The 11,723-nt window shown below is 59.4% G+C and carries 15 protein-coding genes; 9 read left to right on the top strand and 6 right to left on the bottom strand.

What is annotated here, in order from left to right:
• Positions 1 to 21: 21 nt before the first annotated feature.
• From Q0072_RS20280 to Q0072_RS20270, 3 genes are all read right to left on the bottom strand, one after another.
• Positions 22 to 1,026 carry a hypothetical protein gene (locus Q0072_RS20280; RefSeq protein ID WP_298333574.1) on the bottom strand — a complete coding sequence of 335 codons (1,005 nt, stop codon included), beginning with the start codon at positions 1,024 to 1,026 and terminating at the stop codon, positions 22 to 24.
• A gap of 161 nt (positions 1,027 to 1,187) precedes the next feature.
• Entirely contained in the window at positions 1,188 to 1,409 is a 222-nt protein-coding gene (locus tag Q0072_RS20275; RefSeq protein ID WP_298333572.1) for a hypothetical protein, read from the bottom strand.
• A gap of 600 nt (positions 1,410 to 2,009) precedes the next feature.
• Positions 2,010 to 2,390 carry a helix-turn-helix transcriptional regulator gene (locus Q0072_RS20270; protein WP_298333570.1) on the bottom strand — a complete coding sequence of 127 codons (381 nt, stop codon included), beginning with the start codon at positions 2,388 to 2,390 and terminating at the stop codon, positions 2,010 to 2,012.
• A 226-nt stretch (positions 2,391 to 2,616) separates the two neighbouring features.
• On the opposite strand from Q0072_RS20270, the gene Q0072_RS20265 reads away from it, so the two are divergent.
• Positions 2,617 to 2,802: a hypothetical protein gene (locus Q0072_RS20265; RefSeq protein WP_054169995.1), complete on the top strand. Its 186-nt coding sequence runs from the start codon at positions 2,617 to 2,619 to the stop codon at positions 2,800 to 2,802.
• Here Q0072_RS20265 and Q0072_RS20260 read toward each other — a convergent pair.
• Genes Q0072_RS20260 through Q0072_RS20250 form a run of 3 tightly spaced genes read right to left on the bottom strand, consistent with a single transcriptional unit; the run spans position 2,799 to position 3,901 of the window.
• Complete coding sequence (locus tag Q0072_RS20260) at positions 2,799 to 3,158, bottom strand: hypothetical protein (RefSeq protein WP_054169996.1); 360 nt, start codon at positions 3,156 to 3,158, stop codon at positions 2,799 to 2,801. The genes Q0072_RS20265 and Q0072_RS20260 overlap by 4 nt on opposite strands.
• Positions 3,145 to 3,693 carry a transglycosylase SLT domain-containing protein gene (locus Q0072_RS20255; RefSeq protein ID WP_298333567.1) on the bottom strand — a complete coding sequence of 183 codons (549 nt, stop codon included), beginning with the start codon at positions 3,691 to 3,693 and terminating at the stop codon, positions 3,145 to 3,147. Before Q0072_RS20255 ends, Q0072_RS20260 begins: the two co-directional genes overlap by 14 nt.
• A complete protein-coding gene (locus Q0072_RS20250; RefSeq protein ID WP_298333565.1) occupies positions 3,680 to 3,901 on the bottom strand; it encodes a hypothetical protein in 222 nt (73 codons plus the stop codon). Before Q0072_RS20250 ends, Q0072_RS20255 begins: the two co-directional genes overlap by 14 nt.
• 316 nt (positions 3,902 to 4,217) lie before the next feature.
• On the opposite strand from Q0072_RS20250, the gene Q0072_RS20245 reads away from it, so the two are divergent.
• From Q0072_RS20245 to Q0072_RS20210, 8 genes are all read left to right on the top strand, one after another.
• Entirely contained in the window at positions 4,218 to 4,562 is a 345-nt protein-coding gene (locus tag Q0072_RS20245) for a hypothetical protein (RefSeq protein WP_298333563.1), read from the top strand.
• A 6-nt stretch (positions 4,563 to 4,568) separates the two neighbouring features.
• Complete coding sequence (gene traL / locus Q0072_RS20240; RefSeq protein WP_298333562.1) at positions 4,569 to 4,883, top strand: type IV conjugative transfer system protein TraL; 315 nt, start codon at positions 4,569 to 4,571, stop codon at positions 4,881 to 4,883.
• A gap of 1 nt (position 4,884) precedes the next feature.
• The gene (locus tag Q0072_RS20235; RefSeq protein WP_298333560.1) at positions 4,885 to 5,439 is read left to right on the top strand and encodes a TraE/TraK family type IV conjugative transfer system protein; all 555 of its coding nucleotides are present in this window, start codon (positions 4,885 to 4,887) and stop codon (positions 5,437 to 5,439) included.
• Complete coding sequence (locus tag Q0072_RS20230) at positions 5,436 to 6,308, top strand: type-F conjugative transfer system secretin TraK (RefSeq protein ID WP_298333558.1); 873 nt, start codon at positions 5,436 to 5,438, stop codon at positions 6,306 to 6,308. Before Q0072_RS20235 ends, Q0072_RS20230 begins: the two co-directional genes overlap by 4 nt.
• Positions 6,301 to 7,719: a TrbI/VirB10 family protein gene (locus tag Q0072_RS20225; protein ID WP_298333556.1), complete on the top strand. Its 1,419-nt coding sequence runs from the start codon at positions 6,301 to 6,303 to the stop codon at positions 7,717 to 7,719. The genes Q0072_RS20230 and Q0072_RS20225 overlap by 8 nt, the downstream gene beginning before the upstream one ends.
• Before the next feature lie 104 nt (positions 7,720 to 7,823).
• Entirely contained in the window at positions 7,824 to 8,549 is a 726-nt protein-coding gene (locus tag Q0072_RS20220) for a DsbC family protein (RefSeq protein ID WP_298333554.1), read from the top strand.
• On the top strand, positions 8,549 to 8,971 hold the full coding sequence (locus tag Q0072_RS20215) for a hypothetical protein (RefSeq protein WP_298333552.1): 423 nt from the start codon (positions 8,549 to 8,551) through the stop codon (positions 8,969 to 8,971). The genes Q0072_RS20220 and Q0072_RS20215 overlap by 1 nt, the downstream gene beginning before the upstream one ends.
• Positions 8,972 to 8,983: 12 nt before the next feature.
• Entirely contained in the window at positions 8,984 to 11,593 is a 2,610-nt protein-coding gene (locus Q0072_RS20210; protein ID WP_054170005.1) for a TraC family protein, read from the top strand.
• The last annotated feature ends 130 nt before the right edge of the window (positions 11,594 to 11,723 follow it).

The raw sequence follows: 11,723 nt of genomic DNA, 5'->3' as shown, positions 1-11,723 counted from the left end.
TCTCGTCAGAGACTGACGCCGTCATTGCAGCCGACGAAGCCGCGCGTCATGGGCGACAGATGTCCAGACGTCAATTTCGTCAGGCCGCGATCCCAGCATCATCCGTGCCCAACCAGGCCCGTTCGCCACCTTCCACTTCCCAGGGTAACCGGGATAAGACCGGTTCGCTGCCAAGCACAGGATTGCCGCGATGGTGATGACCGGATGCCTGTCCTTAGCGGCGCCGATATCAGCCAACGGCACGCCGATTTGCCGCGCCAAATTCACCGTGGCCACGGCCAGCTCGTTCACGTTCGGATCCTCGGGGTCGTAGGCGCTCTCTTGCAGATGCCGAGCGAAATCCCAGCTCACTGCACAGAGCTGCTCGACTGCCCGCTGGTGTTCTGGTGTTTCCTTAACCTGCTGGGGTCGGAAACGCTGCCGAGAGGGTTTAGGAAGGGTGTCCTCGCCCAAGGTCACTTCAACAGCTGGCGAGCGTGGTTCTACTTTTTTTAATGTTTGGTGAGAGTCTGTATTAATGGGGATGTCATCCGTGACACCCCCCCGTGTCATATCCTTCTCACCTGACGTCAAAGTTCCACATTGCCGTGCGGTGCGCCGGCGTTCAAAGACCTCGTCAATACCGGCCACCATGTCATCCAGGTGCAGCCACAAGGGACGGAGGTCCCACCCATCCCCAGGAGACCGGTGACCTTCGTCGGTGAAATGCCGGAACAGATAGCCGCTCGCCTCCAACTCCCTTGCTGTGCGGACCACCTTGCTCCTGGACCAACCCGTGAGCTGACACAGCAGGTCGCTACCCACGCCGGCCGCAGGCTTGGCGTTGGCCCAGGCTTGGCCACCTGCCAATTCGATCAGAATTCCCAGGAGGCGCACCTGCGCATCACTGAAACTGGGCGTCAATTGGACCGCCCGAAGGGCCTGCCATTTCGCGTAGGGCTTGTCCAAGACAGCCTTTGCCGCCTGGGCAAGCACCTCCACGTAGCCGTCGGGGCGTCGACGGCCGTTTGTGTCAATTTCTTCCATGATTGCCATCCCTGGCCGGGTCCGAGGCGGGCATAGCTCCGCCGTGGCCGGAAGCCGGCATTTTTCGCTTGCTGTCAGGGAGGGTCCAAGCTACAAAGGAGGTGCGAAGTCGCTTTGAGTTTGGAGCCGCCCCTGACCCTTTGGGTTGGGGGTGTCTTCGTTTATGGGGTCTGCGCGTTGGCGCCTCCGTTCTTCGTTCCGCCGACAATCTCCTGAAGCAGATGCTCCACCGCGGCGCCGCGCGAACGCACGCCTCCTTGGGTCTCCTTCATCGTATCCAGAAGCTTGATCAGGTCAGGCCCGAGCATAACCTGCACCAGCGTCTTTCCTTCGGCCTTCTTCTGCTGATAGGCGAGACGTTTCATATCGGGAGTGGCGGCCATGCGAGGTCCTATAGTCCAAGGTCCTATAGTCCTGTTGATACCAACGCCTATCCGCGCGCAAGGACTTTCTGCAGATCGGGGGATATTTTCCCATAGGCGGTTCCAAAATGGCGGAATTGCAGCCAGATTCCGGCAGTGAGCCGCCCCTTTGGTAGCCACTACGCCTAGAATCGGCAGAGCTAGATGTTGTGCTTGCTGTGACTCGGAGCGGCCACCGTGCTCCGGCCCAACGGGTATGGCAGTGCTTGCGCCCACGCCTTTGAAAGCGATCGATGGTTCTTCCCATCGAATGAGGCAATTAGCGAACATTGCTCACCTCGAATGCTGAGACGGACAATGCCGCGGCGCGCTCAGCGAAGGTGCGGTGCTGCGCAGCACGTAGTTCCGAGAGGTATGCGGGGCGAATTGTGGTGCATATCGGCGCAATATCAATTGGTTCCCAAACACTCCTAATGTCATACCTGAGCAAACCGCGACCGTAGATCAGCCACCAGGCCTTACCAATCGGTCTCCAAACGCGCAGGACGAACGTATCTAGGTCAGGACCCCGTCCGAGCTCGAAGCGATAGCCATGATAGGTTGGAGCCAGAGCGAACCGTGTCATGCCGCGCTTCCCGCTTCTGCATGAGGTCGGCCATCGAAGGCGACGTTCTGGATACGGGCGGCGGTTACGCGCACAAGGGCCAGATGACTATCGATCAGCTCCTCAGGCAGCGCAGATACGGCATCGATAAGAGCGTGGCGACGATCGCCCGCCATGCTGTCCGGCAAGCCCTCGAACAAGTAGCCCACTGAAACTTTCAGAGTGCGGGCAATGTTGACGAGTTCGGCCGCACTCAGCCTCCGGATGCCGCTCTCATACTTATAGATCTGCTGCCTGGATACGCCAAGGCACTGGGCCACGACGGCTTGGCCAAGCCCCAGCACCTTGCGGCGCTCGGCCATCCTTCTGCCGATATGTTTCTCGATATACCCCACCATAGCACTGCGGCCCCCGGATACACCGCATCGACCATAAACGCGGTTTTTCAGAATATCTAGTGTTTCTGCGCCATTAATGACTGAAACAGATATCTATATCGATATCTATACCGATATCTAATAGATACCGGTATAGATATCCATACAGTCAAAGTAATCGATATCTGGATGGATATACTGATGGATACCGCCTTGACAAAGGGAGGCCTCTCCGCGACAAGGCGCGATGGCGCCGAAGAAGAAATATACTGAAACCCAGCTTGTGCGGTTCCTTGAGGGGACTTTGACGCACATTGATGGTCTTTGTGCCAGAGTTGAATCCCGCGCCGACTTCATTCGACTGGCCGTGGATAAAGAAATCCGGCATCGTGAAAGTCTGGCCAAGAAAAAATCGGCACCGTCGGAGAATTAGGGGCGGGCCGCCCCGGTTGGTCGGTTGCATTTGTGGACTTTCGTGCTGGCGGCCGTATGAGTGCTTACCTCGGTCACGGCAAAGGTGGATTTTTCCAGGTCCAAAACTAGGATGTAATAGAGGGGGCGACCATCAAGGCGCCCCGCCATAACCAGTCCGGGCTTAGCATCCAACACCACAGGTAGGTTGACGGAGTTCTTGTTGTAGCCAATGGTGGCATTCGCGGATTGGACGTCGATGGTCCAATCCTGGCATTGCCAACTGGTTGTCGGCGGACTCTCCGCTGCGGTCGCTGCGGCTGTCTGACTGATCGCCAGCGCGAGCGCAACACCTATCACTGCTTTACGATGGTGCATGCCAAGGGCCTCCGTTACGCGCGAGCAACTCGATGCAGCCGGGATTGCGATAGGTGGGATCAATTGCAGTAGCCAGTCGACACCGGTAGATCGCATTTAGCGAAGGTGTCGAGCTATGGTAGGCCCCAGCGGCAGCCACCCAATTTCCCTTGGCGGACCGTAGTTCCGTCAGAAAGGCAACGCCAGCCCGAACATTGGTTGCCGGATCGAGCAGATCGACCGGATTCTGAACCCGATGTGAGTGATAGCAAGTGTTGACCTGCATGCAGCCGATATCCACGCAACGGCCAGCTGCGACGGCCTGTTCAACAACATCAGCCGCTTCGCGCCAGCTACGCGCCGAAATGGTTCGTCCTTCGACGTTCAGCGCCATGGGATTGCCATTGGATTCCACAGCAACGATGGCAGCCACGATGGAAGGCGGCGCGACCAGTTCCTGAGACCAGAAAGCCTCCAGGCACCGGTCTGCCCCCATCACGGGCGATGCTGACCAGAACGCACAGGCAATAGCCTTCCAGGCGCTACCGCTCTTCATTTTCCCGCCACCGCTCAAACCATCCGACGAACTCCGACCGGAGCGCATCGTCTTCCAAAAACTTCTCGACCAGGAATGTGTACATCGCCTTTTTGGAAACCAGACGGCCCCTGGCGAGGGTCATCTTCCTTAGCAGCATCCGGTACCGCTGTTTGGTGTCCTTCGGTAGGTAGAAGTTATCCTGCGTCTCAAAGATGCTGCTGGGCATCACATCCCTCTCTCCGGGAGCGTTGTGATTTATAGAAATCCGAAATGCAAGAAAAAACATTCCGAACTTTGGCGGCGACTTGTACGAACCGTCATCGGTTCTTGCAAGTATAAAATTGAACCGTGGGCGGTTCTCATTGCATATGCCGTGCAGATATATCACATATCTTTCGGGTATACCTTACTTGAATCCGCTTTCATCTTCGCTCTATTTGCCATTCTGGAAGAAAACGCCTCTTGCATACTTCGAACGTGTTTTGTAGAAATCCCAGCATTGGTAACCCTTCGGGGACACCTGTAGCAGTGGAGAGAAGGATATGAGGACGATTGACCAAGTGAATACGAATGTATGCAGGGGCGGCGAAAAGCAGAACGATGGTGTTTCCCTGCTCCGCGTCTTCGCCATTGCTTTGCCGGCTCTGCTGCTGGCGTCGGCCGCTTATGCCGGGGCCGACACCACCTTCGACGCGGCCGACGCGAAGCTGACCGGTTGGGCTTCTGGATCTGCGGGCGCGCTGTTTGCTTCCATTTCCCTGATAAGAAACCTGGCCAAGGTGTCCTGGAACTTCGAGTCCGCGGCGTTGATGCAGCCCGTCGGTGTCGGCCTCGGTGCCAGCGTCGGGACCGGGATTATCAGCGCGCTGGTGACTGCATTGATCTGACCGCCGATGTCAAACGAAATGGAGCAATACTATATCCCCGGTGCGTTGGACGAGCCCTGGCGTGTGGGGCCGTTCACCATCGGGGAGTTCGCTGGCGGAGCTGGGCTTCTCGCAGCCGGCTTCGTGCTTCAGTTCCATTTCGGCCCCATGGGCTTTCTCGGTGCTTTCGGCGCTTCTATAGCGTGGGTCGTGATCTTAAAGACCATTAAGGGGCGCGAAGGCGGGAACGTATTCCGCAACTTCCTTTACTGGCATCTGCCGGGGGTCACGCGGAGTTATCTTTACATCCCGAAATCGCATCTGCGGAATTTCTGGGGCTGACATGGGCAAACCCACCGACAATCGCGCGAGTGTTCTCGCGCGACAAAGGAATCTATTGGTCGCAGGCTTGGGCGTGACCCTTGTAGCGCTCCTTCTCAATGGTGCGTGGGGCCGCGTGTGCGTGAGCCGCACGGTCCTTGTCCCTACGCTCACTCAAGAGAGCTGGGTTGGTTCCGATGGCACCGCTTCGGCATCGTACCTCATCGATGCGGCGCGCTACGTGGCAGACCGCCTCTATAATCGGTCGCCCGCAAACGCGTCGCTGATCAACGAGGAGCTGCTGCGGGTTGCCCATGCTGGCCAGTATGGGGCGCTGAAGGAACAGTTCGAACGAGAGTTGCTCGACGGGCGCCTCAAAGAGCGCGATGTGGCCACCACCCATTTTCCTGAATCGGTCACCGCCACGCCGGCGGAACAAACGGTGACACTCATAACGACCGTCGCGACGTTCGTTGGCGACAAGCGCGTCACTAGCGAGCGGCTCAAGGTCATTATTTCCTTCAAATCCGACGGTGGGGTTCCGAAATGGTACGGGCTACGCGAAGAGCCGCTTTGATAGTTGCCGCATTGGCCATCGCGCCAGTTGCGCAGGCTGAGCAGGAACAGATACGTCGTCCGATCCAGTTACCAACCGATCCGGTCGATCCGAGCGCCGTCGCCGCATCCCTGTCCACTGTGGGGACTAAGTCGACGCCTGCTCCGGTGGTCCCGCCAGCCAACCAGGCACCGCTGGCGTCGACCACAGAACAGTCCGCACCAGCCACGAGGAAAGCGGAGCTGCCCAACTACAAGGGCACAGTGAAGCTGACCCTGGATGCCGATGGCGAGGGCGCTGTCCTGTTCTCGCAATCGGACACGAATAGGGTGCGTGTCGTGAATGACCGCATCAAGACCGTCATTCACGATGAAGGTCGTGTGGACATCACCTCAACGGAAGACGGCGTGCTGTTCGTGAAGTTCGCGCCCGGATCAAGCGCAACTTCCTTCTATATCGTCACGGAGAGCTTGAGGACGTTCAAGATCGTCGCCACGCTCGCAGACGTGCCGGCCGTGCAGCTCCTGCTGGAACCGCGTGACGCAGCGCCGACGCGGGCCATCGCCAATAATGAAGACGATGCCGAGGGAACCGCCGGACATGCCGTATCGGTCATCAAGGCGATGGCCACCAATCAGGATCTGCCCGCTTATGAACGACGCTCGACAAACGTCGTCGTTGCCATCGGATCGTTGCAAGCTCTGGTCCTGGCTGAATTCATCGGTGAGCAATTCGTCGGTCGCACGTTGCTCGTACAACCGGCGCCCGGGCGTGACATCGATGAGCGTGCCGTAGCGCGCGGGATTCCAGGCACCATCGCCGTTCTGCTGACACCGACACCTGTCCCAGAACAGCCCTGGATCATCTACTGGGTCGGCCGCCATGTCTGATGATAACAACGTCGTTCGCCGCAAGCAATGGGCCGTATTTGCGGCAATTGGTGGTCTCGCTGCCGCATTGTTCTTCTTCGTCTACATGCTGGTAACCGAAGTCGGGTCGAAGAGGAGCCCGCAGCAGACTGCCCCCCAATCCATTCAGTTGGCCGGGGCCGGGCGTGCCGCTGGCGCAGATACGGCCTGGTGGAAGGCCGCTGATGACCACCTGCGCAAATTGGAAAAGAGGCAGGATGACCTGGCGAGCCAGCTGGCCACCAAAGCAGCGCCGCCCGACAACAGCTCGGATGAGTTGCAGCGTCGCATGGGGGCTCTGGAGGGCGAGTTCAAGCAGGTCATCGACAAGTATGCGGCCGCCAACGAAAAACTCGAAGCAGAGATCGCACGATTACGCGCGGCGCAAGACCGCGACAACCTGGCGAGCATCGGCCGCGGTCGGACCATTCCTGGTCAACCTGGGTACGGAGATCTCGCCGCCGGCGCCAATGTATTCGGGAACGCAGGCGAACGCCGCAGGGCCGCAGAGACCTTGACAGGCGATATCGGTGCCGGGGGCAGCGGCAATCAAAGCACACGCGGAAAGCCTGCCATCGTCAACATCAAGCTGACGACGCGGGAGGCACCAAACCAAGCATCACGCGCTCACAATCCCAAGCTCTACGTGGCAGCGGGCTCATATGCTCCGGTTCGGATCATTTCCGGTGCGGACGTGACGGCCGGCGTAACCGATCAGAGTGATCCGAAGCCCATGCTTGCGCGCGTCCTGGGCCCGGCACGCGGGGTCATAGACAAGGGCCGGGTCCGCACCACGGAGCTACGGGGTTGCTTGGTCACCTTGGAAGGGCGGGCAGATCTTCCCAGCGAGCGCGTTTATGGGCGGCCCGTTCGCATGTCCTGCCCTGCCGATGGTGGAACCGTGCGCGAGCTCAAGGTGAAGGGCTATCTGGTTGATCGTGGCACAGCCGGCATTCGCGGCGTTGTCACCGAGCGGACCGGCGACCTGGTGGGCCGTGCCGCCATGGCCGGCTTGGTCGGCGGCCTGGGCTCGACGGTCAACAATGCGTTGAACCCTGCACTCGGCGGTTTCTCCATCAGCACCGGCGATGATCGTTCCACCGGGAAAAAGCTCAAAGAGGCGGGCCTTGGTGGGCTGGGCGGTGGCGCCCAATCCGCAGGCGATCGCCTCGGCGACTACTATATCGACCGTCTGGAGCAGATCCAGCCCGTCATCTCCGCCGTGTCAGGCGCCGAATTGGAACTGGTTTTCCTAGAGGGATTCTATCTGGACGGCCGCCCGTCCGGTGACAGTGAAGAGGCAAGCCTTCCCGACCTCACCGCCGTGACGGCCAATCTCCCTGGCATTCCCCCCACGGTGCTGAACGGCATCAATGGAGCACAGAAGAAATGAGAATTGCATCACGTCTGATCCTGCCGATGGGCCTCCTGGCCGTCGCAGCTTTCGCCGCACCGAGCTCAGCCCAGGGCCCGTCATGCCCTGGCCTTGAGAAGGCAGTGGAGGCAGTCAAGAAGAACCTGCCGAACACGCCGATTGGCTCCCTCAGGTGCGCGCCGGTGGACGGCCTGTATGAACTCGTGAGTGGCCAGAATGTCGTCTATCTGGACCCTGAGGTGAAGTTCCTGGTCGTGGGTGCGATCTTCGACCTAAAGGCCGGGACCGACCTGACGGCGCCGGTGATCTCTGCGGCAAAGGGCGGGGCCGTCGTCGACCAGCTCAAGACGGGGCAGCCGATCGGTGTGGTAGGCGCTCCCGCGAAGCAGGCACCCGATGTCGCGCCTGAAACGATCGACGTCAAGTTGCTGGAGGCGCTGCCCTCGATCCGGTTGGGTAGCGCTAAGGCCAAACTGAAGCTCTATGTGCTGGGCGATCCGCATTGTGGCTTCTGCCAGCGCCTCGACCGCACCATTCGGAACCTCGGTGACCAGGTCCAGGTGATCGAACTGCCCTTCAACACCATTCAGACGTCGCGCCCTGGCCTGGTGGCGACCATGTGCGCCAAGGACAAGGACCGCGCGGACATGCTGAAGGCGATGTATGACGGCGAGGCTGTCGCCGGGACGGCATGTGCGGAGGGCGAACAGGCATTGATCCAGGTTGCGGATTTCGCACGCCGGCAAGGTTGGGATGGTACCCCCGTGGTTGTCAGGGGAGACGGAGCCGTGATGCGGGGTTTCGCTGGTCCTGACAAGTTCCGCACATTCCTGGGTCTCGGAGGCTGATGATGAAGCGGATGGGCGCCGTTCTGCTGATTGCGCTGCTGAGCTTGACGGGATGCGGTACATCCACTCGGGTGGATGAATGGCGTTGCCAGCCCCAGCAAGGGGCCGGGTGCGTCACGATCGCAGAGGCAGACCAGCATCGTGCCTCAACGTCGGCGCCGGCCGTATCGTCATCCACCGCTGCGGCGTCGAAGGTGAAGGGATCTGGCCTTGACGGAATCCTTGCCCGCCTGCTGGGACACCAATCAACGCGACCATCGGCAGCAGAAAGCGCTGACGTCCGCCGCGTGCCGGACGTTGTAGCGCGTGTCTATGTCGCGCCCTTCGATGAAGGCGGCAACTACTACGAAGAGAATTTCGTCTGGATCGTGCTCCAGCCATCGCATTGGGCTGGCACCATTCCCGCTACCTCCAAGGAATGAAAGGAGGATGTCATGCAGGTCCTGAACCGCTTTCACAAGCTTTTCAACCAACTGTTCGGTGACACCGACATCGCAACGGTGCAGGGACTCGATGTCTCGGGTGTATCCACCATTGGGGAACTCTTCCCCTATCGCAACTACGATGAAGAATCCTCCATCTACGTGAATGACCGCTCCACGGGCATCCTTGTGGAGATGCTTCCGATCGTTGGTGCTGATGAAAACGTCGTCAAGACGGTGACCGGGCTGGTCGCCGATGGCTTACCGAAAGGATGCTGTGTTCAGATCATATCCTGGGGGTCTCGGTATTATGGACCGATCCTGGAACGATGGGCTGCTCCACGATTGGCCAGGGGCGGGATCCATGGCGAGATCGCGCGCGGGAGGATCAAGTACCTTTCGGGCGCCGCGTGGCGACCGCTGACACAGTTAACCAACATTGTCCTTCGGCACCATCGCGTTCTCATCGCTGTCGGCTTGCCTGGGGCGATGACCGATGCGCGTGTGGATGAACTGCTGTCGATCCGCCAGAATCTGATAGGGACGCTACGCGGGATCAACGTTCCGGCAGTGAATGTCGAACCCAGCCAGCTCCTGGGCATCATCAAGGAATGGATTGAGCCCCATGAGGACGACCATCGGCTTGAGAAGCCGGTCGATCTGATCCAGGCGACCGATCCCGACACCGCAGCAATCTTGGAGAAGGATTGGGCCGACCTTCGGCAGCGGCCGGTGCCAGATTACCTTTACCAGGATGACGTGGAGTACGACGCCGAAGAACCCTTGCAGGACCAGGTGGGTGGTCCCGCTGCCCGTATTCAGACCTTGTCGGATCGGTTGTCCTTGGCGGGTGGTCGCTATGAAGCGCGCACCTACACGATCACTGGTCGGCCCAAGTTCTGGACACAATGGATGATGGAGAGATTGATCGGGCACCCGATCAACACCTTCCAGTCAATCCGATGTCCCTACCGTATGACCTTGGCATTCCGCGTTCTCGACCAGAACAGCGAGAAGCAGCATGCGACGATGAAGGCCATGAAGACGATGCACGACCTGGAAAAGGGCGGGGCAGCGTATCGACCGATGTTGGCGGACGAAGCAAAGGACTATCGCTTCTTCTCCCAGAAGCTGGAGGAAGGGCAGAAATCACTGGTCGTCGCACAAACCGTCGATCTTTTCGCTCGGGCCGAAGATTTCGCCCAGGCAGAGCGCGCGCTGAAGAACCTTTTCGGTAGCCAGGGCTGGAAGATAGAGCGCGAACGATATCTCCAATTGCCGATGTTCCTGGTGGGAATGCCGTTTTCAGCAGCCGAAGGGTTGATGATCGACCTGGCCGACATGAAGCGGACGAAGAAGATGGTGAGCTGGACGGTGGCCAACATCGCGCCCTTTCAGGGGGAGTTCCTGGGCGGGCGGACACCACAGTTGCTGCTGACAGGCCGCCGTGGCCAGCTGATGTGCTTCAGCCCGTTCGATAACAATGCCGGCAACTATAACTGTTCCGTGGTCGGTAAATCGGGCGCCGGCAAAAGTGTGGCCCTACAGGAGCTCAATGAAGGCGTTGTTGCCTGCGGCGGCCGTGCACGCATCCTGGACGATGGCCGTTCGTTCGAGAGTTCCATCAAGTTGATGGGTGGTGAGGTCATCGAGTTCAGCTCGAAATCCGCACCCCAGATCAACCCGTTTGCCATGATTGATCCCGGCTATTTCGAACGCGACAACGAATATGCCGTCGACAGCTTGACCTTCGTAGGCCTCGTCATCCGTCAGATGGCGCGATCCTCAGGCGAGGTGGACGACATTGAGAAGGGAATCATCGAAGAGGTCGTTCGTGCGGTCTGGGACAAGGAGGGTCCGGCCGGCACGCCGGAGGCGGTGATGCGCATGCTCTCCGAGCACCGCCATGCCTACGCCAAGGACTTGGCGCAGATGATGGCCAGCTTCGGCAAGACCGGTACATTCGGTCGTTATTTCAACAGCGGCGCAAACATCGACCTGAGCAACCCGCTTATCGGCTTCGAGTTGAGCGAAATCAAGTCGCGCAAGGAGTTGCAGTCCATCGTCCTGATGCTCTGCATGTTCATGGTGAGCGACGAAATGTACCGCGCGCCGCGGGATATCATCAAATCCCTAACCATCGACGAAGCGTGGGACTTGCTGCAAGGCAAGGCCAGCGGCGCTTTCATCGAGGGATATGTTCGCCGGTGCCGCAAGTACAATGGCTCATTACTGACGGGTACCCAGGGGGTCGATGACTATTTCAAGACCCCGGGCGCCAAGGCGTGCTTTGAGAACTCCGACTATTTCCTGCTGATGGCGCAAAAGCCCGAGAGCATCACCGCCCTCAAGAATTCCGGGCGGATCGAAATGAATGAGCGCACGGAAATGCTGCTCAAATCCGTGAAGACCGTGGCTGGGGAGTTCGCCGAGATCGCCATCAAAGGCCCGGAGATATTCCATGTCGGCCGGCTCATCCTGGATCCGGTGGCGATGGCCACATACAGCTCCAAGGGCCCCGAGTTCGAGGAAATCCAGAAGGCAATTCGCGCCGGCGAGCCGCGCGAGAAAGCTATCCGCCGTGTTGCGGATCGGATCGAGAGGCAACGCCGTGCCGCATGATCCAGAGAGGAAGAGCGCTGCCGCCGTGGCTGGGCGGGCTCTCATGGAGGTCAGCACCACGTGGGTTGGCTTCTGGTTCGTGTTTCCGTTCATCGGCGGAACGACGGGACTGGGTGCAGTCATTCGACGG

Origin of the sequence: Asticcacaulis sp., from assembly GCF_027484505.1 — a bacterium.
Classification (GTDB): domain Bacteria; phylum Pseudomonadota; class Alphaproteobacteria; order Caulobacterales; family Caulobacteraceae; genus Asticcacaulis.
Note: the sequence above shows the minus strand (reverse complement) of the source record. Positions and strands in the feature narration are given on the sequence as shown.